Source organism: Candidatus Blochmannia sansabeanus (nom. nud.), from assembly GCF_059935345.1.
In genome coordinates, this window is the sequence record NZ_CP011795.1 from 400,767 (window position 1) to 423,520 (window position 22,754).

Consider the following 22,754-nt stretch of genomic DNA (forward strand, 5'->3'; position numbering starts at 1 on the left):
ACATATTATGAATCTATATGAATATCAAGCAAAAAAACTATTAGGAAAGTATAATCTGCCTATTTTAAAAGGTTGCCTGTGCGCTCATTTAAATGATATAGAGCATTATATATCATCATGCAGTATCAAAGGTCCATGGGTAGTAAAATGTCAAATACAAGCAGGTGGTCGTGCAAAATCTGGAGGAGTACGTATTATACACGATATAGCAGATATATTATCTTTTGGTAATAAGTGGTTTGGAAATAGTTTAATAACATATCAAACAACTGATACCGGGGAATTAGTAAATTATATTTTAATAGAACCATCCGTTAAAATTATTCAAGAACTTTATTTAAGCATACTTATTGATAGAGATGAATCACAAATAATATGCATCGCCTCTACACAAGGTGGTATAAACATTGAAAAAATAATACAAAAAACACCTCATCTTATTCATAAGACCGCTATAAACCCTTTAGTTGGAATATATCCTTACGAAGGACGAATTTTAGCATGCAAGTTAGGTTTATCTGGGGTAAAAATAAATCAATTTGCCAAAATTATCGTTGATGCAACACATATGCTTCTTGAAAAAGATCTCATATTAATCGAAATAAATCCATTGGCTATTACTGATAAGGATCAATTTTTTTGTTTAGATGCCAAAATTATTACGGACGATAATGCTAAATTTAGACAATCAGAATTATTAAATATATGTGCTACAAATAATACCTATAATACATTGCCCAATAACCAATGGGATGATTCTATTAACTATGTTCCATTAGATGGTGGAAATATTGGTTGTATGGTCAACGGAGCCGGATTAGCAATGGCTACGATGGATATAATTAAATCATTAGGTGGAATGCCTGCTAATTTTTTAGACATAGGAGGAAATGCCAATAAAGAATGTATAGTATCGTCTTTTTATATGATTTTAAAAGATACTAAGGTAAAGGCGATACTCGTAAATATCTTTGGAGGTATTGTATGTTGTGATTTAGTTGCTGATAGTATAATAACTGTATTGTCTGCATATAATACAACACATATTCCTATCGTAGTTAGATTAGAAGGCAACAATTCTGTGTTAGGTGCTAATCGATTAATTAATAGTAAATACGATATTATTGTTACTGATAACTTAATTCATGCAATTCAACAAATTGTAACCATGGTAAAATTAAAAAATGCCAATTTTAATTAACAAAGATACAAAAATAATTTGTCAAGGATTTACTGGTAAACACGCTACCTTTCATTCTCAGCAGGCATTAAGATATGGCACAAAAATTGTAGGTGGAGTTACTCCAGGAAAAGGAGGAAACGTTCATCTCGGATTACCAATATTTAATACTGTTAATGAAGCAATAAATAATACTCATGCAACGACGTCTATTATTTATGTGCCTGCTCCTTTTTGCAAAGATGCAATTTTAGAATCAATACATGCAGGTATTAAATTAATTGTTTGTATTACTGAAGGAATTCCAATATTAGATATGTTACTAATAAAACAACAATTAAAAAAACATAATACATGTATGATTGGACCAAACTGCCCGGGAGTTATTACTCCAGACCAATGCAAACTTGGAATAATGCCAAGTAATATTTATAAACCAGGTTATGTGGGGATTGTATCTAGATCAGGTACTTTAACATACGAAGTAGTAAAACAAATAACTGATCTTGGACTTGGCCAATCTACATGTGTTGGTATTGGAGGAGATCCAATACTTGGTTCTAATTTTATCGATATACTATCATTATTCGAACAAGATCCCCAAACTTTATTAATGATCATGATTGGTGAAATTGGAGGAAGATCCGAAGAAAAAACAGCTATTTATATTAAAAAATATATTAAAAAACCAGTAATCGCATATATTGCTGGGGCTACAGCCCCTAAAGGGAAACGTATGGGACATGCAGGAGCTATTATTTCTGGAATTGGTAGTACTGCTTATGAAAAATGTGCAATTTTATCTAAATCTGGAGTACATGTTGTTAATGATTTTACTAAAATTGGTCAATATATCAAATCCATTAATATGAAATAATAAAAGATAACGTTTATATACAAAAAATCTATACTATTTTAGGTATAAAAATATTGTTTTATAATATACGCAGCTTTAAGAACGTAATAATTTTATTTTTACTTTTATCTAAACGTGTAAGTCATATTTTATTCTATATGCTTTCAAAATGTTTAGTTCTAACAGGTTTTTATACAAACTATGTTTTACAATTATTATATACTACAATTGTATCATGTTAATCCTAAATTACCTTTAATATGATTAAAAGTATTTGATGTAATAATCAATATTATCAACTATTATGCAACATAAAAATTAATAATCAATATGAATATCTTTGATTTTTTTTTAGAAGCTGATATTTTAGTACAAATTAGCATATGCGTTTTACTTGGGTTTTCTGTCTTATCTTGGAGTATTATTTTACATCGTGTTTTTACGCTTAATATAGCTCATAAAAAATTAAAATTATTTGAAAACGAATTTTGGTCTGGAATAAACTTAACTAATTTATATCAAAAATCCTTATCTCGTCGCAACAAACTAAACGGCGCTGAACGAATTTTTTATGTAGGTTTTAAAGAATTTTCTAGATTATACCAAATAAAACATTGTTCATCTGAAACAATAATATCTAGAACATTAGATACTATGCATACTGCAATAAATGTAGAATTAAAAACATTAGAAGATTATACCCCATTGATTGGTACAATAGGAGCCATTAGCCCATATCTTGGTCTATTTGGAACCGTACTGGGAATTATACATGTTTTTATCGAACTAGGTAAAACTACTAATAATACTGCTACTCAGATGATTCATATACATATCATTGCACCGGGTATTGCCGAATCATTAATCTCTACAGCAATTGGCTTATTCGTAGCTATTCCAGCAGTTATGGCATTTAATTATTTAACTACACAAATAAATAATTTAGATCAAAGTTATAACAACTTTATAGAAGAATTTATCACAATTCTATATCGTCAAATTTTTCTTAACATTGACACTATTGTGCTAAATAAGGAAAATAAACATGAAGAAACAAAGAATAAAACGCGCTATTAATTCAGATATTAACATCATACCATTTTTAGATATATTATTAGTTCTTTTGATAATCTTTATGATAATGCCATCTAAATTAATACAAAGCTTTGAAGTAAATCTTCCAAATAGTGAAGTAACATCAAATGTTGTCAATAATGAAAAACTTATAATGACTATTGAAATTTTAGGAATGGAGCTTTATAATCTTGCAATCAATAATAAACACATAAGAAAAGTATGTCTAGATCGAGTTTCATCAGAAATAAGTCATCAAATATATGTTACTCCTAATATAACATGTCTGATAGCTGCGTCTAAAGCCATAGCGTATGATGAAATCATAAAAGTGTTAAATTTGCTAAGTAACATTGGTGTACATTCTATTGGCATGATAACGAATCCTGCTATTTAGCCACTGCTCTATATTGCTCAATGAAATTAGTACATTTACTGAATAAATATAGTAAACAATTAAAATTTGCTATTATGGCATCAATCGTTATACATGCGATTATGTTTTTATTATTAAATAAACATATAATCGCAAAAAAACAGCAGTATACTACTAACACCACTGATAATAAAAGCTCAATCAACACTTTTATACAACCCCCTTATACGAAAACTGAAAAAAAGAAAAACCAAGATCAATCAAATCGATTCAACATATCAGAAACACAGCGTCCATTGGAAGGACGTACGATAAACAACATTCCTGAAAAAAAGAAAAACCAAGATCAATCAAATCGATTCAACATATCAGAAACACAGCGTCCATTGGAAGGACGTACGATAAACAACATTCCTGAAAAAAAGAAAAACCAAGATCAATCAAATCGATTCAAAATATCAGAAACACAGCGTCCATTGGAAGGACGTACGATAAACAACATTCCTGAAAAAAAGAAAAACCAAGATCAATCAAATCGATTCAACATATCAGAAACACAGCGTCCATTGGAAGGACGTACGATAAACAACATTCCTGAAAAAAAGAAAAACCAAGATCAATCAAATCGATTCAAAATATCAGAAACACAGCGTCCATTGGAAGGACGTACGATAAACAACATTCCTGAAAAAAAGAAAAACCAAGATCAATCAAATCGATTCAAAATATCAGAAACACAGCGTCCATTGGAAGGACGTACGATAAACAACATTCCTGAAAAAAAGAAAAACCAAGATCAATCAAATCGATTCAAAATATCAGAAACACAGCGTCCATTGGAAGGACGTACGATAAACAACATTCCTGAAAAAAAGAAAAACCAAGATCAATCAAATCGATTCAAAATATCAGAAACACAGCGTCCATTGGAAGGACGTACGATAAACAACATTCCTGAAAAAAAGAAAAACCAAGATCAATCAAATCGATTCAAAATATCAGAAACACAGCGTCCATTGGAAGGACGTACGATAACCAACATTCCTGAAAAAAAGAAAAACCAAGATCAATCAAATCGATTCAAAATATCAGAAACACAGCGTCCATTGGAAGGACGTACGATAAACAACATTCCTGAAAAAAAGAAAAACCAACACGCTATCTCCACAAAAAATACATCAATACGTAATGAATCAAATAATTCGCTGCACGACTCTAACATACTAAGCAACCTATTAAACACACTAATCAATAAACAAAGTTCCGCAAAAAATAATGAAAAAATTAAATTAAACTTTATAATAAAAAAAGATAATAATCATAATGATATCGCAAGTAACATAATTAAAAACAATGAAATTAATACGTACAAAAACATGATTAGTGAATCAATTCAACAAAAATTTTACAACGCCTCTAACTATATTGGCAAACAATGCGACCTACGTATCAAATTAGCACCTGATGGTACACTGTTATCAATAACCGCTATATCTGGAGATATTTCGTTATGTCAAGCAGCAATTATTGCCACTAAATCAGCAAAAATACCTAAACCACCAAATACAGATGTATATGAAGTCTTTAAAAACATAATTTTAAATTTTTCTCCTCAATAAACAAAACATTTACACATTCAAAAAATAAGAATATATTAATCTATTAAATAAATTTAATTTTCATGCAAAATTTTTCAATGCATTTAATAATTAAAAAAATTAATATATCATCAATATGGAAAAACTGGTCGATGCAGATCTCTCTATCGATGATACTGATACTATATTTATGCCAATTCTCATCGCTTGCAGATATGCATATTGAAATTACATGTGGAGTCAATACTGCGTATCCCATTGCTGTCATGCCTTTTGAATATATTAATAACCAATATAGTAATAAATTACCCGATCCAGATGAAGATATTGCATCAATAATAGCCTCTGACTTACGCAATAGTAGTAAATTTAATACTATACCCATAGAATATTTACCGCACAAACCCACCAAAATATCTGATGTAATCCCAACATTCTGGGAAAAATTAGGTATTAATACTATTGTATTAGGAACAACACATGCAAATTACAATGGAAATTATATTATTTCGTATCACTTAATTGATACCTCTAAAAATCCTGCATTGATAATTTTAGAAAATCAATATTCGATAGAAAAAAAATGGCTACGTCATGCAGCTCACACTATAAGTAATGAAATTTTTGAGAAATTAACTGGTATACAAGGTGTATTTTGTGCACGTATTGCTTATATATCACATATTAAAAACAATAAATATCCTTATGAATTATATATTGCTGATTACGATGGCCATAACCAAATTTCGGTTTGCCGATCAACTGAACCATTAATGTCTCCAGCTTGGTCTTCAGACGGAAAAAAAATTGCTTATGTCACTTTTGCTTCCGGACATTCAGAACTTGTTATTCAAACATTACGAACTGGATTAATTAATAATGTCGTTAATTTTCCAAATCATAATGGTGCTCCCGCTTTTTCTCCCGATTGTAAAAAAATAGCCTTCGCTTTATCAAAAACAGGTAGCTTAAATTTATATATTATGGATTTAGAATCCGGAGAAATAAAGCAATTAACTAAAAATAGAAATAATAATACTGAACCTAGTTGGTTTCCAGATAATAAAAATATAGCCTACACTTCTGATCAAGGAGGAAAACCGCAAATATACAAAATTAATATTAATACCACTGATACCCAAAGACTATCTTGGCTACACACTAGCAATCAAAATCCACAAGTCAGTTCAGATGGCACATTTATCATGATGGTTAATAGACATCAAGGGAAGCAAAATATTGCTAGATTGAATTTATCAACTGGTCAAGAAAAAATATTAACAAATGTATTATTAGCTGATACCCCTAGTATAGCACCTAACAATACCATGGTGGTGTACAGCAATATTAAAGATTACGCAACAAAATCTAGTTTAGAATTAATTTCTGTAGATGGACATTTTGAAGCTCATATAAAAGGAGGGCCAGGAGATATAAGATTTCCAACTTGGTCTCCATTACATGCAGAATAAATATGCAATTTTATTTCCGTTACAATCAATAATTTGATAAAATTACAGATAATGTGGTATATAATGAAACTAAATAATTCTTTTAGACAACTAACATTTGCAGTAAACATAAGCATAATTATAACTGCGTGCTCTGGATTCCCTAAACACGCTGCCATTCATAGTCAAAAAATTGAACTAAATCCTTTTGAACAAATCAACATAAGAGATAATAAAATAACCGATAAAAAATTAGCACTCACAACAAAAGAATTACAATCTAATAACATTATTTATTTCCCTTTAGATCAGTATGATATTTCTTCTCAGTTTTTTTGTACATTAAACATGCATGCTAATTTTTTATATAATAACCCATCATATCGTATTAAAATTGAAGGCCATGCAGATGAACGCGGTACTCCAGAATATAATATTGCATTAGGTGAACGTAGAGCTAACTCGATCAAACTATATCTACAAAGTAAAGGTATATTATCCGATCAAATATTTACTGTATCCTATGGTAAAGAAAAACCTGCTGTATCAGGACATAATGAGGAAGCTTACTCTAAAAATAGACGTGCTGTATTAATATACAAATAATATTTAATATAATGAAATTATCATCATTTTTATTTAAACCATATATAATCATCATTATAATCACTGGATATTCTAATATTACGAATTATAATATAACACATGCTAAAGACACAAATAGAAAAATATACAAGAATCAAAGCATTAATCAATTACAACAAATATCCGACGTTCACAGTCAATGTTTAATTCAAATACAACAACAATTAGCTGAAAATCAACAAGATATTGACACTTTGCGTGGATGTATTCAAGACATGCAACACCACATATCAGAAATTATAAATAATCAAAACGAATCATATCAAAAAATTAATACTATCTTAAAACAATATAACAATACACACGATTCTCATGATGATTCTAATAAATTATCCACTAATTCAAATACTGCAAAACGCAAAGAAACTAATAATACAATAATTATTGATGCAGATACCGCTTATAAAAACGCAGTATTATTGGTATTAGAAAAAAAACAATACAATCAAGCAATAGAATCTTTTCAAAATTTTATCAAAAATTATCCAAAATCAATTTATCAAGCCAATTCCCATTATTGGTTAGGACAACTTTATTACAATAAAGGAAATAAAGATGATGCCTCTTATTATTTTGCTTTAGTAGTAAAAAATTATCCTAAATCAATAAAAGCATCAGACGCATTATTAAAAATTGGTATTATCATGCAAGAAACAGAACAGAAAGATAAAGCTAAAACAATATACAAACAAGTAGGTAAATTATACCCTAATAGTGAGGCGGCTAAACAAGCACAAAAACGCCTAATACATTTATAACATAACAACACATATTATATTATATTAAAATCAAACATTATATAGAAATTATATAATCTTAACTATAACGATCATAAATAAACAATAATCGTATTAATTAGTATTAAATAATAAAAAATCTAAAATTATCTGCAACCTATCATTATTACTTATTTATAGTAACAACATAAAGAAAAATTTATTTCAAACAATAGCCACGCCCTATCTCATAAGTACATGACCATTAATCACTAAAACATTATCTATAATTAAATCTTATTATATATCCATTCTTATTATAAGGAACATATAAACTATAATCACCACAATAATTTTAGTGATTATTAATCACAATAATTTATTCGCTGATATATAATAAGATTACATAAGAAATATTTCATAACATAACTAATTTTCTATATTCATTCATAAAAAGGTACTACATTAATCCACATAGGACCTTTTCCTGATAAATAACGAGATAATACGGTTAATTTCCCATTATTTGTATCAATTTGATATAAAGTAATATAATTCGATTTTTGTCCTGCAACAACTAAAAATTCTCCTGTATAATCAATTGCAAATCCGCGCGGCTGTTCCTCAGTAAATTGATAATTAACAAATTTTAATTCTTTTGTGTCCTTTAATACTTCAAAACAACTGATGATATTAGCGGCTCTATCAGAACAATATAACCAACGACTATCAGGAGTGATATGTATATCAGCTGCCCAACATCGTTTAAGATTTATATCTTTAGGTATTAGACTTATTGTTTGCACGACACTTGGAATTTTTTGAAAAATATCATATTTTATAACATCAACAGTACCTGATAATTCATTGATTATATATGCAAAATAACTAAAATCATGAAAAACCATATGACGAGGACCAGAGCCAATACTAGTTTTGATAACACATGGATTATCTGATGTTAAAATACCAAACGAATTTATCTTAAATATTCTAATAGCATATTCTTGTAAACATGGAACCCAAAGTGAATCCGCGCATTTCTTATCTATATTAGCAGAATGACAACCTAATAAACCTTTTATAATTTGTATAGGACGATGCCCAAGAATACCTGACTCCCCTATAGGAATAATGCTTACTGTATTATCCCTATAGGATGTACAATACAAAAATTTACCTTTTTCATCACTAATCAAATGAGTAGGACTACTGAGTAATTTAATTGTTCCAACATCGGTTAACAATCCTTCCTGACTAACACAGTAAGTAGTAATTCCAAAATTAGGGCGCACTCCAACATATAAAAATTGCTTATTAGGATGCACAGCTATAGGTTGAGCGCCTCCAAAAGTAGATACTACCTGAACTAATTCTAATAATCCATGCTTGTCATCCAACTTCCAAATATAAATTTGTTGACTGTCCGGACTTGCTACATAAACAATTTGCATCGTACATTTATTCATTTTTATGATAATATGTCATGTATAAACTATGAAATTATATTTTTTGTTATGTTAATATCACATGTGTATACATAAAACTGATAAAATCTCGCTAATAGTTATATAATAACTTAATAAAGAAATTATTATTTCTAACTATTCTAAAGATGTTGCTAATATATGCACATCTTATTATGCATTAAGTAACTTAATTATTAAGCGCTGCCTCAATATTACATATACTAATAACATATCTAATATAAAACAAACAGTATATAATCTATTTACATATTTATGAACAAAAAATAAGAAAATAAAATTATGAATATAACTAAACTTGTTCTTATAAGACATGGAGAAAGTCAATGGAATAAAGAAAACCGATTTACTGGATGGGTTGATATAGATTTATCAGATAAAGGACGTATTGAGGCGCAATGTGCTGGTCAAACATTAAAAAAAAATGGATTTTTTTTTAATTACGGGTACACTTCGGTATTAAAACGAGCAATTCATACCCTGTGGATTATACTAGACCAACTAGATCAAGCGTGGTTACCAATTGAAAAATCTTGGAAACTAAATGAGAGACATTATGGAACACTGCAAGGATTAAATAAGGATGAAGCCATTAAAAAATACGGCTACGAAACGATTCAAAAATGGCGTCGTAGTTTTGATGTTGTTCCCCCAAATATCTGCAAAAATAACCAATTTCTTGCAACAAATGATAACCGTTATCATGGTATAAATACTGACGAGTTATCTAAAGGTGAAAGTTTAGCGCTAACTTTTAATAGAGTAATCCCATATTGGAATAATTCTATAGCCCCCCATATTAAAAATAACAAAAATCTTATTATTGTTGCTCATGGCAATTCTATACGCGCTATAATAAAATTTTTAAATAATTTAAACGAATCAGAAATATTTCACATTAACGTGTCAACTGGCGTGCCATTAATATATGAATTCGATAACAACGCAAATCTCATTCAATATTACTATTTGAATAACTATTAAATAATAATATTTAATTATACATTAATTTTAATGAAACAATATATACACTATATTCGGTATTTATTAAAAACAAACCAACCACAATAATATTCATACTTTTAGGATATAAGTGTTATTATCTGTACAGTTTAATTTTTAATTTGGTTTTAAAATAATGTTATGTAACATTTTGTTGCTCACATGCTTTGCTTACGATATAATTCACAAAAATGTTTTATATTTCAATTATTTCTGAAGGTGATGATTATGGATCGATTTACCCGTTTTCAAAATACAGTATCAGAACGAGCTAATAACGTAATCCAACCATATATAGCACAAGTATTTGGTTGGATGTCTTGTGGATTACTGTTAACTGCTTTTGTTGCTTGGTACGCTTCTAGGACCCCAGCAATACTTCAATTACTCTTTGCTAATCAAATAATATTTTTCAGTTTAATTATTGGTCAGTTAGCATTGGTATTTGTTCTATCAGGTATGGTAGAGCGATTAAATGGTTCTTTAGCAACTACATTGTTTATGCTATATTCCATGTTAACAGGATTAACTTTATCCAGCATATTTATACTATATACTACGTCTTCTATATCTAGCGCATTCGTAGTGACATCTGGTATGTTCGGAGCTATGACATTGTATGGATATACTACTAAGCAGGATCTAAGCAGCTTTGGTAATTTATCATTCATGGCATTAATTGGAATAATATTAGCTTCAATAGTTAATATATGGTTAAAAAATACAGCTTTAATGTGGTTAATTACATATGTTGGAGTTATAATTTTTGTTGGTTTAACTGCATACGATACTCAAAAGCTAAAATCTATAGGAGCTTCTTTATCTATAGACAATCAAGATCAGTTTCGTAAATATTCAATTATAGGCGCATTAACTTTATACTTAGATTTCATTAATTTATTTTTAATGATAGTTCGTATTTTTGGAAATCGACGTTAATTCTAGTACATATTGGCACATTTTATTTAAAGTTACTATTTTTTCAAATAGTAACTTTAAATAAAATGTGCCAATATGTATTCTTGTTATCACGTTATACTTTAAATAGAAACTTCAATATATCCCCATCCTCTACACGGTAATCCTTACCTTCATAATATATTTTACCAGCTCTCTTTACACCTAATTCTCCGTTATAAATAATAAAATCATTAAACTTAATAACTTGAACACGAATAAAACCCTTTTTAAAATCACTATGCACCTTTTTAGCTGCTTCCAACGCAGTAGTTCCAATAGCACATACCCAAGCCCGTGTCACGTTTAAATTAATTGTAAAAAAAGTACACAAATTCAACACAGAAAAAATGGTCTTATTTATATCATGTAATACACATTCTTTCTGTTCCGTAGTGATTTGAGTATAATTATTCTTATTTTCTAATAAAGACACCATTACGCAACACGAAACTAATGGCGCTTGTTCATTAAATGCTAATGTACGTAGCCTATTTAAATAGACATTGTTTGTAACAGGTTCTTTACCAATATTAGCAACATAAATAATTGGCTTAATAGTTAAAAGGTTAAACTTTTCAAGATTCACTTTTTCTATACTAGAAAACTGTATTTTTCTCAAAACAACACCATTATATAAACAATCCAAACATTTTTTTAATAAAAATAACTGTTGCTTATTACTAGCAGTAATAATCTTATACTTTTTTCGCAAAGCACAAACATTTTGTTCACACTGAAAAATATCAAATAATATCAACTCATTATTAACAACACTAACATCTCTGCAGGGATCTATATTATTAAAAACATGAATAATTTGATTATTATCAAAACAACGCACCACATGACATAATACTTTTGTTACACGAATACGATTTAAAACTTGAACACCCATCCCAATCCCTTGAGCAGCCCCTTTTATTAAACCAGCAACATCTATAAATCTTATTGTACCATGCACTATTTTACGTGATGGAAAAATATCTGTTAACTGATATATACGTAAATCAGGGATATAAACTATAGATATATTAGGTTGAACAGTACAAAAAGGGAAATTGTCCGCTCTAACAGATACATGAGTTAAGGAGCTAAATAATGTAGATTTACCTACGTTAGGTAATCCAATTATACTACAATCAATTTGCATAATACTTTAACAATTAAAATTAAATAAAATATCATCATCAATATTCTATAAAAATAATAAAATTTTCTAAATAAATATTTCCTTAAACATCAGACTTATAAGAATGCAATTGATTCATAACTTTAACAAATTTTTTAGTCACTATACTTTCAGTATGAGATATTGCTTCATTAATTGCGCTATCAATTCTAAATTTCTCATACATGGATGGTTTATTTAATACAAAATTAATCACTTTACTTTTTTTACCAGGATGACCTATACCAATACGTAGTCGATAAAAATTAAATTTATTATTCAATCTAGTAATAACATTTCTTAATCCATTATGACTATCATCAATTTTTTTACCTAATTTAATACGTATTACACCTGGTGGTAAATCAAAATCATCATGTGCTATCAATATTTCTTCTACGTATAATTGATAAAAATCAACACATTTAGATACTGCAAGCCCGTTATTATTCATATATAAATCTGGTATTAATAAATATACAACATTATCTGCTAATTTTAATTTCCCAATATACCCATATAATCTATCACTTTTATTCAACATGACTCTGTATTTTTTAGCTAATAACTCAACATATTTAGAACCAAAATTATGTCTTGTATTATGATAACTCACTCCAATATTACCCAAACCAGCAACAAGTTTAATAGTCATCTTTCACGCGCAAACCATTATATAGTTTTATAAATTAATATTTATTCAACATTATTATCAAATTACTAATACGATTATTAATTCAAATGTAAATATCTTCTCAAAAGATTTTACACATCCTTTTATTGAAAACTAACAATCCCTTATCCTTATAACTATATTGACATAGCAACAGAATACATTAAAATTAAAATATATGAATAATTTTCGTTTAATGCTCAAACATAGCAGAAATAGATTCCTCATTACTAATGCGACGAATTGTTTCAGCAAGCATACCAGACAAAGTCAACGCGCGTACATTAGGTAAAGATTTTATTTTTGGTTTTAATGGAATAGTATCACAAACAATAATTTCATCAATCATGGAATTTTGAATATTCTCATAAGCATTGCCAGAAAAAATTGGATGAGTAGTATACGCAAAAACCCGGCAGGCGCCTTTTTCTTTTAAAACATCTGCAGCCTTACATAAGGTTCCACCAGTATCAATCATATCATCTACCAATATGCAATCACGATTACATACATCTCCAATAATATGCATAATTTGAGCAATATTAGCGCGAGATCTCCGTTTATCTATAATTGCCATATCAGTATCATTAAGTAATTTTGCAATGGCACGAGCACGTATTACTCCTCCAATATCTGGAGACACTACGATAGGATTATTAAAATTTTGCTGCATCATATCCTCTAATAAGATTGGGCTCCCAAAAACATTATCTACTGGTACATCAAAAAATCCCTGTATTTGTTCAGCATGCAGATCTACTGTCAAGATACGATCCACCCCTACACTAGATAAAAAATTTGCCACAACTCTAGAAGTAATAGGTACTCTAGAAGAGCGTACCCTTCTATCTTGACGAGCATAACCAAAATAAGGGATTACGGCAGTAATCCTAGCAGCTGATGCACGTCTTAATGCGTCTACCATAACAATTAATTCCATTAAATTATCATTTGTTGGAGCACAAGTAGATTGAATAATAAATATATCGCCACCACGTACATTTTCATTAATTTGCACACTTACTTCTCCATCACTAAAACGACCGACGGAGGCCTTTCCAAGATTAGTGTATAATCTGTTAGCAATACATTGAGCTAATTCTGGGATAGCATTTCCAGTAAAAAGTTTCATATTAGAAACATCTCATAGTTTTACATTCGATAATCTTATCTCTATACCTCAGAATATATAATAATATAACAGTGTTTTTAATGAAATAAAATTTCATAATACTAATGTATCAGATTTTAATAATTTTTGATGCAACGGAGACAAGTTAATTCCTCGTGTTACAATACTTTTTATCCATGACGGCAAATAACTTTGAACCCGATAAGCAAGATGTTCAGTATTAAATTCAGAAAAAATACAAGAACCTGTTCCAGTAATTCGCGTAGATGCATACTGTGATAAATATGTAAAATATATTTTTATTTCAGGAAATATCTCTTTTACAATTTCTTCAAAATCATTACTAAAAGATACAGATAATAACTCTCTTACTGAACGATACGGGGAATAAAAACGATTTTTTGATTTATACATTTGAAAAACCCACGAAGTACTGATACTAATCGGTGGTATGACAAGAAGATACCACTTTTCAGGTATAAAAACTGGTGTAAGCACATCACCAATTCCTTCAGCAAACGCTGAGTACCCACATATAAACACTGGTACATCAGATCCTAACATTAAACCTAAACGCATTAAAATATTCTTATTCAAGTAACAACGCCATTTCTGATTAAGTATCATTAATACAGTTGCAGCGTTAGAAGAAGCACCACCTAAACCAGAACCAATAGGTAACACTTTATTAAGAAAAATATCTGCACCAAGTGATGATTTTTTATCAGGCCAACAATAATGTTGTAATAACTTTGCCGCTCGCACAATTAAATTATCACAGTGCATTAAACCATCCACCTTAGTAAATAATCTAATTTTACCACTGTCTGTTACAAATACTTCAATACTATCACCATAATCAATAAATTGAAACAAAGTCTGCAAACAATGGTAATCATTTGTATGATACCCAGTAATATACAGAAATAAATTAAGTTTTCCTGGAGATGGCCATTGATAATTCATCGTATATTCCAGTTATTTATTATTAACCTAATGTAATATTGATCACAATATATATCTAAAATTTTAGGTAACATTGGGATGTGATTAGTATGATAATGACGGTAATATATAGATATTTTCTTGTTCTGATAACAATAATTTATATGAGATAAATAACCAATAGAATTTAGATCATATTCTGAGTTACTATTAGGCAATCCGAGAAACCATTGTTGTAGTTGTCCTAAAAAATAATTAATATCCATCATAAACCATTTTTGAATTTCATTTTTTAAATCATTATTTTGATGGGGCGTATGATTTAAAATAGAAACTACTCCATTTTCCACAGATATAGAGATTACAGTTAATCCAAAAACATTAAATAACTTTATATGAAAGTTATCATTTTCTTTAGTCCAAATAAATGGAAGATACATCTTTCTATAATTATTAATCATATAAATAATAACGCCTTGTGCTTGATAATTAAGAATGTGGGATATTAATTCCTTGTGATTATTCCACATATGCACTACTAATTTATCTTCAAACAAGGTAAAGTTCTGATGATGAACGCAAGAAACACAAATAAACACAACTATTCCAAATAATTGAAAACATATATGTCGATACATCTAAAGGTTAACTTTTAAAAAGTTTTTATACAAAATGTAGATTTTATTATATTACATACAGATTCATACCATATTTTGCATATAATTATCTACCTACCCAATCACGAACAAAGCTTTCAGTCATATCAAATATTGATTTGATCTAGTATTTAAACAAACACTCAGTAATAACACACGATTATATGATTAGTTTATTTAATTTTTAAATTTCAATATTTTCTTTCTTATCTAAAAGATTTACTCGACCATATTATATAACATTAATTTCATCGTAAAATACTCATAATAATGAAATATTTAAATTAAACAACAAAATTTATACTGTTTTAATAACTTTAACTTATGTACATATACGTAAGTTAACCTTTAATAAAAATACTTCATAAACTATCTAAATAAATATAGATTTAGTTGCTATGTATCCAAAAATTTTCTAAACTATTTTATTTAAATAAATATATGATATCAATTATTATTGATACTAGTTATGTTAATATTACTCATAACAAGCATACGATATCTATTCAAATTTAGATCCAAATATAATTAAGATACAATTTATTTTATACAAACATGATTACAGAAATATTATCTAAATAAAAAACGGTAAGCTTCAGCTATACTGATAATAATTAATATCAATAATTTCATATAAAATAGAATATGTATCACTCTAACATAAACATATATGAATCCTATTATCACTAAAAAACTAATAATATTACAAGAACGTTTTAATGTATTAGAAAAATTGCTCAATAAACCTGATATTGTTTGCGATAAAAAACGTTTTTGTGTCTTAGCTAAGGAACATGCACGATTATCTGAAATAGTTATTTGTTTTAAACGTTGGTTAAATACGCAACAAGAAATAACTAATATAAAAAAAATGCTTTCAGATATAGATATGCGCGATATTGCTCAAGATGAATTGAAAGAATTTTATTTAAATCAATATAATCTTGAACAGAATTTAAAAATACTCTTATTACCCACAGACCCTAATGATAAATTAGGTTGTTTTATAGAATTACGAGCTGGCACTGGTGGGAAAGAAGCAGCAATTTTTGCAGGAGAATTATTCCGAATGTATGCTCGTTATTCAGAGGTGCGTCGATGGAAAATAGAGATTATCAATGCCACTTATGGCGAATACGGTGGTTATAAAGAAATAATTGCCAAGATTCCTAACAAAGGGACATATGGACAATTAAAATTCGAATCTGGAGGACATCGTGTACAAAGAGTACCTCACACCGAATCTCAAGGTCGAATTCATACTTCTACTTGCACGATCGCTGTAATTCCAATAATACCAAATATTGAACTACCCACTCTTAATCCTTATGACTTAAGAATTGATACTTTTAGATCATCAGGTGCAGGAGGACAACATGTAAATACTACTGATTCAGCGATTCGCATTACCCACATACCAAGTGGATTAGTTGTAGAATGCCAAGACGAGCGATCGCAGCATAAAAATAAATCCAAAGCATTATCAGTACTGGCTTCCAGATTGCATGCTATTGAAATAAAACGCCGACAAAAAGAAGTATCGTGTACCCGACGTAACCTACTAGGTACTGGAGATCGATCTGATCGAATCCGCACGTATAACTTCCAACAAGGTCGCATTACTGATCATCGTATTTCTTTTACATCATATAAACTAAATGATATAATGAACGGAGATTTGGATATTTTAATGCAACCAATCTTCGATAAGCATCAAGCTAATCAACTCGATAAACTATTAGAGTCAGAATAATGACATGGGATCAATGGCTATATTGGGCTAGCTTAAATTTAAAAAAGTCTACAAGTCCAAGAAGAGATGCTGAAATTATTTTAGAAAAAGTTACAAATAAACCTCGTGCCCAATTATTAGCATTTGGAGAAACATTATTAACATACGATACAGCCACTCAACTCAAATCATTAATTTATCGTAGAAAAAAAGGAGAACCTATAGCTTATATAATTGGTTCAAAAGAATTTTGGTCCTTAAATTTTAAAGTAACTCCAGGTGTATTTATTCCTAGACCAGACACTGAATGCTTAGTAGAACATGTGCTTGGCTTGCTATATACGCCTAAACTAAGTGTTTTAGACCTAGGCACTGGAATAGGAACAATAGCTTTAGCTCTTTCGTCAGAAAGACCAAACTGGAATATTACAGGAGTAGACTGCCAACAGCAAGCATTAGTTATTGCTAGAAAAAATAAAGTTCTTCTCAATTTAAAAAACGTAGGATTTATATATGGAAACTGGTTTAAATATTTAGTAAGAAAAAAATTTGATCTTATTGTCAGTAATCCGCCATATATCGCTAAACATGATTCATGTCTAAAAATTAAGGACATGAATTTTGAACCTAAAAACGCATTAATATCAGGACAATCAGGGCTAGCAGATTTAACAACAATTTGTAAACTTTCTACTCAACATTTGTATCAAAATGGATGGCTGTTTTTAGAACATGGTTGGAATCAAGGAAAATATATGCGCACATTATTTTATAAATTTGGATTTACTCATATTCATACAGTACGCGATTATCAGCATTATGAACGTGTAACATACGGAAAATGGATACCCCATTAAAAATCTTATAGTTTATTAACAATATGTATACATATCTGATTTATTGCAACAATACGATTTGTAATAACTAGATTTAAAAATAAGTAAAAATAAATTATAAAAATTAAAATTTAAAAAAATAAACTATATACATAGTATAATAGAATATATTTAATTTAAAATCTAATTAATACTGTGCATTTAACATGATAACACTTGGAAACGCGACACATGCAACAATTAACAGTTGATATTATTGATATAAAAGTATCAAATAATTTACCGTTAGTACTATTTGGAGGCATGAACGTTTTAGAGTCACGAGACATAGTTATGAAAGTTTGTGAACACTATGTTCACATAACTAAAAAATTAAACATACCTCATATATTTAAAGCATCTTTCGACAAAGCAAACCGCTCATCAATTAACTCATATCGTGGGCCAGGATTAGAAAAAGGTTTACGCTTACTCCAGGAATTAAAACAAATGTTCGACGTTAAGCTTATGACTGACGTACATGAAATTCATCACGCAAATATTGCATCAGAAGTAGTAGATATATTACAAATTCCAGCATTTCTAGCTCGTCAAACAGATTTAATTGAATCTGTAGCAAAAACTGGAATGCCAATTAATATAAAAAAACCACAATATATGAGTCCAACACAAGTCGTACATATTGTTAATAAATGTCGTTCGTTTAAAAATGACAAGATAATTTTATGTGAACGAGGTACTTTATTTGGTTATGATAACTTAATAGTAGATACATTAGGATTCAATATAATGAATCGCATTTCTCAAGGTTGCCCAATAATAGTAGACGTTACACATTCTTTACAAACGCGTGATCCTTTAAGTCCTACTTCTGGAGGAAGAAGATATACACAAATGTATGAGATAGCTAGAGCCAGTACAGCAGTAGGTATAGCAGGATTATTTCTTGAAGCACATCCAAATCCAGATTATGCTAAATGCGATGGGCCTTCTGCATTACCATTAAATAAACTAGAAGATTTTTTAAAACAAATGAAAGCTATCGATGAACTAATAAAATCTTTTTAGAAGTTACATGCCCGTATCATCAAATTAACTACGAACAGACAACATTATTTAAACTCATAACCAATTTGTACATCACCCTTATTTTAATTTTAATTTAATTAAAAACTCTCACAGATCAGGTCAAAACCGACAACACTATAATAATAATAATGCCTACAACACCAAAACACCCATAAACAGTACTATAAATTAAATACAATTAGAACGAACACTCAAAAATATCTTAAATTAAATTTTCATCCTATATCAAGATGATAATACATTTGAAGCATAACTATAAAAAATTTACCCTTACCATATATGTTTTTAAACTTTCATTAACCGCGACAAAAAAATTATAACAGACATATTGATGCAATAAAAAAATTTGTAATACTAAATGATATTATATCAATACAATAATTAAAACTACATAATATAACTCGAAAGAAAAAATTAAATAACATGAAAATATAATCAAATTTACATTATATATTAATTTATTAAAATAAAAAACAAACCCACACTCACTTTTTTTTCTTACACCAGAAAAATAAATTTCAATTTAAATATAGTAATACCAATTACTATAAATATTATTTTTATTTATAAATTCTAATACGTTGCATTGTCAAATTATTTATAATTTAAACATTTTTGATATCTCATGTAAATTTCAATCAAAAATTATAAACTTTAAAAAATTAAATTTAATTAACAATTCATTATTAAAAATTAATGATAATTTAGATAAAACAGTTTCTATATCCCTAAAATAATATAAATTATAAAAATTATTTTAAATAAATCTATTGAACAAACAATTACAATTATTACTTAATAAAAAATACCTTAGTATAACGCAAGAGTAATTCAGCCCAGATATTTATCCAAATATTTTTATTGTAAAAAAAATAATATTAATATCATCGTTATTAATCATTTTTAAAAACTATATCAATTAAATTAAATATAATTTTCATATTTATACTTCTTATATATAAGAATAATATGCTAGAATTATTTAGTTTTATATTAAAAATATATAATAAACTTATTATAATTATCAACGATAATCTACAATTTTATGTAAGAGATTTAATTATTATAATTTATAATAGATATTATTTACATATAAAATAAAATGAAGATATGATAAGGTGTGTAATACTCGATAAAGCTACATTATAAAATGATATACGATGAAAAACTAAAAAATAAACTTAAAAATTTAAGCTCTTATACGATAAAACACAAATAAGATGTGAACAATATAAGGGAATAATCAATGCTTGTAATCATTTTAAATAACAAAAATAAATATCAATATAATCACCCGGTATCTCCTTTACAAATTTCTAAAGATACGGATTCAGTATTATCTAAAAATTATATAGCTGCACGAGTAAACGGAAAGCTTATTGACATTACGGATTTAATAAATCACGATTCAACATTAGAATTTGTCAACGCAGAGGATGACATAGGATTAAATATAATTCGCCATTCTTGCATACATTTATTAGGACATGCCATAAAACAATTATGGCCTTCAACCAAAATGGCATTGGGTTCAGTAATAAATACAGAATTTTATTATGATATAGATCTTAATTATTGCCTTACGAACAACGACCTAATAATTCTAGAAAACCACATGATTCTTCTTGCTAGTAAAAATTACAATATCATAAAAAAAAGCGTTACCTGGGAAGAAGCCAAAGAAATTTTCTTATCCCTTGGAGAAAAATACAAAGTATCTATTCTTAATGAAAATATTAATCCAACTGAAGATATTACATTATATTATCATGAAGAATATATAGATATGTGTCGCGGGCCACAGATACCTAATATTAGTTTTTGTCGGAATTTTAAATTATATAAGATCTCTACATCTTATTGGCATAGAAGCAATAACAATAAAAAATTACAACGTATCCATGGCTTTATTTGGGTTAATAAACGGCAATTCAGAATATCAAAACATAATACATTACAAAATTCTAAAAAACATGATCATCGCAATCTTGCTAAACAATTACACTTATATCACATAGAAAAAGACGCTTCTGGTATGATATTTTGGCATGAAAATGGATGGATTTTATTACAAGAATTAAAGAAAATTATACGAACACAACTTAAAATATATAAATACCAGGAAATTAAAAGTCCCATTATGATTGATCATGCGTTATGGAAAAAAACAGGCCATTGGGATAATTATCATGAACACATATTTACTACTTCTTCAGAAAATCATGAATATTGTATTAAGCCAATGAATTGTCCAGGACATATTCAAATTTTTAATCAAAACATTAGATCTTATAAAGATTTACCTTATCGTATAGCTGAATTTGGAAATTGCCACAGAAATGAACCATCTGGATCTTTACATGGACTATTAAGAACACGAGAATTTACTCAAGACGACGGCCACATTTTTTGCACAAAAACACAAATATTCGATGAATTAAACCACTGTATTAAAATGATGTATGACGTATACAATACATTCGGATTTAAAACAATTGTAGTAAAATTATCTACTCGCCCAAAAAAACGGATTGGAACAGATTTAATATGGGATATAGCGGAACAACATTTATCGACTGCACTTCAGCATAATAATATCTCATTTCAATATCAACCTAATGATGGTGCATTTTATGGTCCTAAAATAGAATTTATCTTACTTGATTCTTTTAATAGAACTTGGCAATGTGGTACAATACAATTAGATTATTCTTTACCAAATTTACTAAATGCACGTTATATTGATCATAAAAATAATCGAGTAGCCCCTATAATGATTCATAGAGCCATCCTTGGTTCCATGGAACGATTTGTTGGTTTAATTACAGAAGAATACGCAGGATTTTTTCCAACATGGCTAGCCCCAACACAAGTTGTCCTGATGAATGTTACCAATCAACAATCTGAGTATGTTGCTGATATAGAAAAAAAACTACTAAACAAACAAATAAGAACAAAAGTAGACTTGAGAAATGAAAAGATAGGATTTAAAATTCGCTATTACACTTTACAACGTGTACCTTATATGCTTATTTGTGGTAATCAAGAAATGAATCAAAACACAGTAGCCATACGCACTTATCGTGGTAAAAAATTAAATAATTACAATATTGATGTATTTATAAAAAAATTATTATATGAAATTAACAATTACAGTTTTCATCAAATAGAGGAATAA

General features: G+C 28.5%; 20 protein-coding genes. 14 read left to right on the forward strand and 6 right to left on the reverse strand.

Going from position 1 to position 22,754, the window contains the following annotated elements; translation table 11 throughout:
- The first annotated feature begins 7 nt into the window (after positions 1–7).
- The 8 genes from sucC to ybgF all read left to right on the forward strand — a co-directional run bounded on the left by sucC (position 8) and on the right by ybgF (position 7,938).
- Positions 8–1,201 (forward strand): ADP-forming succinate--CoA ligase subunit beta, encoded by a 1,194-nt coding sequence (gene sucC / locus Bsans602_RS01715; RefSeq protein WP_500836819.1) that lies wholly within the window; start codon positions 8–10, stop codon positions 1,199–1,201.
- Entirely contained in the window at positions 1,185–2,057 is an 873-nt protein-coding gene (gene sucD / locus Bsans602_RS01720) for a succinate--CoA ligase subunit alpha (protein ID WP_500836820.1), read from the forward strand. Before sucC ends, sucD begins: the two co-directional genes overlap by 17 nt.
- A gap of 309 nt (positions 2,058–2,366) precedes the next feature.
- A complete protein-coding gene (tolQ, locus tag Bsans602_RS01725) occupies positions 2,367–3,113 on the forward strand; it encodes a protein TolQ (protein WP_500836821.1) in 747 nt (248 codons plus the stop codon).
- Positions 3,082–3,507, forward strand: coding sequence for a biopolymer transporter ExbD (locus tag Bsans602_RS01730; protein WP_500836822.1), 426 nt, complete (start codon positions 3,082–3,084; stop codon positions 3,505–3,507). Before tolQ ends, Bsans602_RS01730 begins: the two co-directional genes overlap by 32 nt.
- 74 nt (positions 3,508–3,581) lie before the next feature.
- On the forward strand, positions 3,582–5,105 hold the full coding sequence (gene tolA, locus Bsans602_RS01735) for a cell envelope integrity protein TolA (protein ID WP_500836823.1): 1,524 nt from the start codon (positions 3,582–3,584) through the stop codon (positions 5,103–5,105).
- 131 nt (positions 5,106–5,236) lie between these two features.
- A complete protein-coding gene (gene tolB, locus Bsans602_RS01740; RefSeq protein WP_500836824.1) occupies positions 5,237–6,556 on the forward strand; it encodes a Tol-Pal system beta propeller repeat protein TolB in 1,320 nt (439 codons plus the stop codon).
- 63 nt (positions 6,557–6,619) lie between these two features.
- Positions 6,620–7,141, forward strand: a complete 522-nt coding sequence (gene pal / locus Bsans602_RS01745; RefSeq protein ID WP_500836825.1) for a peptidoglycan-associated lipoprotein Pal — start codon at positions 6,620–6,622, stop codon at positions 7,139–7,141.
- Positions 7,142–7,149: 8 nt separating this feature from the next.
- Positions 7,150–7,938, forward strand: a complete 789-nt coding sequence (gene ybgF / locus Bsans602_RS01750; protein ID WP_500837387.1) for a tol-pal system protein YbgF — start codon at positions 7,150–7,152, stop codon at positions 7,936–7,938.
- A 401-nt stretch (positions 7,939–8,339) separates the two neighbouring features.
- On the opposite strand, the gene pgl is transcribed toward ybgF, so the two are convergent.
- Entirely contained in the window at positions 8,340–9,350 is a 1,011-nt protein-coding gene (gene pgl / locus Bsans602_RS01755; protein ID WP_500836826.1) for a 6-phosphogluconolactonase, read from the reverse strand.
- 315 nt (positions 9,351–9,665) lie between these two features.
- Between pgl and gpmA the strand changes: the two genes are divergently transcribed.
- Positions 9,666–10,367, forward strand: coding sequence for a 2,3-diphosphoglycerate-dependent phosphoglycerate mutase (gene gpmA, locus Bsans602_RS01760; RefSeq protein ID WP_500836827.1), 702 nt, complete (start codon positions 9,666–9,668; stop codon positions 10,365–10,367).
- Between the two features lie 246 nt (positions 10,368–10,613).
- Positions 10,614–11,324, forward strand: coding sequence for a Bax inhibitor-1/YccA family protein (locus Bsans602_RS01765; RefSeq protein WP_500836828.1), 711 nt, complete (start codon positions 10,614–10,616; stop codon positions 11,322–11,324).
- A 94-nt stretch (positions 11,325–11,418) separates the two neighbouring features.
- On the opposite strand, the gene ychF is transcribed toward Bsans602_RS01765, so the two are convergent.
- The 5 genes from ychF to lolB all read right to left on the reverse strand — a co-directional run bounded on the left by ychF (position 11,419) and on the right by lolB (position 15,901).
- A complete protein-coding gene (gene ychF / locus Bsans602_RS01770; RefSeq protein ID WP_500836829.1) occupies positions 11,419–12,495 on the reverse strand; it encodes a redox-regulated ATPase YchF in 1,077 nt (358 codons plus the stop codon).
- A gap of 82 nt (positions 12,496–12,577) precedes the next feature.
- Positions 12,578–13,168, reverse strand: a complete 591-nt coding sequence (gene pth / locus Bsans602_RS01775; protein ID WP_500836830.1) for an aminoacyl-tRNA hydrolase — start codon at positions 13,166–13,168, stop codon at positions 12,578–12,580.
- Positions 13,169–13,379: 211 nt separating this feature from the next.
- Complete coding sequence (locus Bsans602_RS01780) at positions 13,380–14,318, reverse strand: ribose-phosphate pyrophosphokinase (RefSeq protein WP_500836831.1); 939 nt, start codon at positions 14,316–14,318, stop codon at positions 13,380–13,382.
- A gap of 93 nt (positions 14,319–14,411) precedes the next feature.
- Complete coding sequence (gene ispE / locus Bsans602_RS01785; RefSeq protein ID WP_500836832.1) at positions 14,412–15,284, reverse strand: 4-(cytidine 5'-diphospho)-2-C-methyl-D-erythritol kinase; 873 nt, start codon at positions 15,282–15,284, stop codon at positions 14,412–14,414.
- Positions 15,281–15,901 carry a lipoprotein insertase outer membrane protein LolB gene (gene lolB / locus Bsans602_RS01790; RefSeq protein ID WP_500836833.1) on the reverse strand — a complete coding sequence of 207 codons (621 nt, stop codon included), beginning with the start codon at positions 15,899–15,901 and terminating at the stop codon, positions 15,281–15,283. The genes ispE and lolB overlap by 4 nt, the downstream gene beginning before the upstream one ends.
- A gap of 688 nt (positions 15,902–16,589) precedes the next feature.
- Here lolB and prfA point away from each other — a divergent pair.
- The 4 genes from prfA to thrS all read left to right on the forward strand — a co-directional run bounded on the left by prfA (position 16,590) and on the right by thrS (position 22,754).
- On the forward strand, positions 16,590–17,672 hold the full coding sequence (prfA, locus tag Bsans602_RS01795) for a peptide chain release factor 1 (protein ID WP_500836834.1): 1,083 nt from the start codon (positions 16,590–16,592) through the stop codon (positions 17,670–17,672).
- Entirely contained in the window at positions 17,672–18,508 is an 837-nt protein-coding gene (gene prmC, locus Bsans602_RS01800) for a peptide chain release factor N(5)-glutamine methyltransferase (RefSeq protein WP_500836835.1), read from the forward strand. Before prfA ends, prmC begins: the two co-directional genes overlap by 1 nt.
- A gap of 210 nt (positions 18,509–18,718) precedes the next feature.
- Positions 18,719–19,555, forward strand: a complete 837-nt coding sequence (kdsA, locus tag Bsans602_RS01805) for a 3-deoxy-8-phosphooctulonate synthase (RefSeq protein ID WP_500836836.1) — start codon at positions 18,719–18,721, stop codon at positions 19,553–19,555.
- A gap of 1,267 nt (positions 19,556–20,822) precedes the next feature.
- Entirely contained in the window at positions 20,823–22,754 is a 1,932-nt protein-coding gene (thrS, locus tag Bsans602_RS01810) for a threonine--tRNA ligase (RefSeq protein WP_500836837.1), read from the forward strand.

Bases quoted from the DNA above. Each gene is read 5' to 3' on its own strand.
- lolB (WP_500836833.1), bottom strand. From the start codon at position 15,901: ATGTATCGACATATATGTTTTCAATTATTTGGAATAGTTGTGTTTATT.
- pth (WP_500836830.1), bottom strand. From the start codon at position 13,168: ATGACTATTAAACTTGTTGCTGGTTTGGGTAATATTGGAGTGAGTTAT.
- sucD (WP_500836820.1), top strand. From the start codon at position 1,185: ATGCCAATTTTAATTAACAAAGATACAAAAATAATTTGTCAAGGATTT.
- kdsA (WP_500836836.1), top strand. From the start codon at position 18,719: ATGCAACAATTAACAGTTGATATTATTGATATAAAAGTATCAAATAAT.
- tolB (WP_500836824.1), top strand. From the start codon at position 5,237: ATGCAGATCTCTCTATCGATGATACTGATACTATATTTATGCCAATTC.
- gpmA (WP_500836827.1), top strand. From the start codon at position 9,666: ATGAATATAACTAAACTTGTTCTTATAAGACATGGAGAAAGTCAATGG.
- pal (WP_500836825.1), top strand. From the start codon at position 6,620: ATGAAACTAAATAATTCTTTTAGACAACTAACATTTGCAGTAAACATA.
- ispE (WP_500836832.1), bottom strand. From the start codon at position 15,284: ATGAATTATCAATGGCCATCTCCAGGAAAACTTAATTTATTTCTGTAT.
- tolA (WP_500836823.1), top strand. From the start codon at position 3,582: ATGGCATCAATCGTTATACATGCGATTATGTTTTTATTATTAAATAAA.
- ychF (WP_500836829.1), bottom strand. From the start codon at position 12,495: ATGCAAATTGATTGTAGTATAATTGGATTACCTAACGTAGGTAAATCT.
- thrS (WP_500836837.1), top strand. From the start codon at position 20,823: ATGCTTGTAATCATTTTAAATAACAAAAATAAATATCAATATAATCAC.
- Bsans602_RS01730 (WP_500836822.1), top strand. From the start codon at position 3,082: ATGAAGAAACAAAGAATAAAACGCGCTATTAATTCAGATATTAACATC.
- Bsans602_RS01765 (WP_500836828.1), top strand. From the start codon at position 10,614: ATGGATCGATTTACCCGTTTTCAAAATACAGTATCAGAACGAGCTAAT.
- sucC (WP_500836819.1), top strand. From the start codon at position 8: ATGAATCTATATGAATATCAAGCAAAAAAACTATTAGGAAAGTATAAT.
- Bsans602_RS01780 (WP_500836831.1), bottom strand. From the start codon at position 14,318: ATGAAACTTTTTACTGGAAATGCTATCCCAGAATTAGCTCAATGTATT.
- prfA (WP_500836834.1), top strand. From the start codon at position 16,590: ATGAATCCTATTATCACTAAAAAACTAATAATATTACAAGAACGTTTT.
- prmC (WP_500836835.1), top strand. From the start codon at position 17,672: ATGACATGGGATCAATGGCTATATTGGGCTAGCTTAAATTTAAAAAAG.
- tolQ (WP_500836821.1), top strand. From the start codon at position 2,367: ATGAATATCTTTGATTTTTTTTTAGAAGCTGATATTTTAGTACAAATT.
- pgl (WP_500836826.1), bottom strand. From the start codon at position 9,350: ATGCAAATTGTTTATGTAGCAAGTCCGGACAGTCAACAAATTTATATT.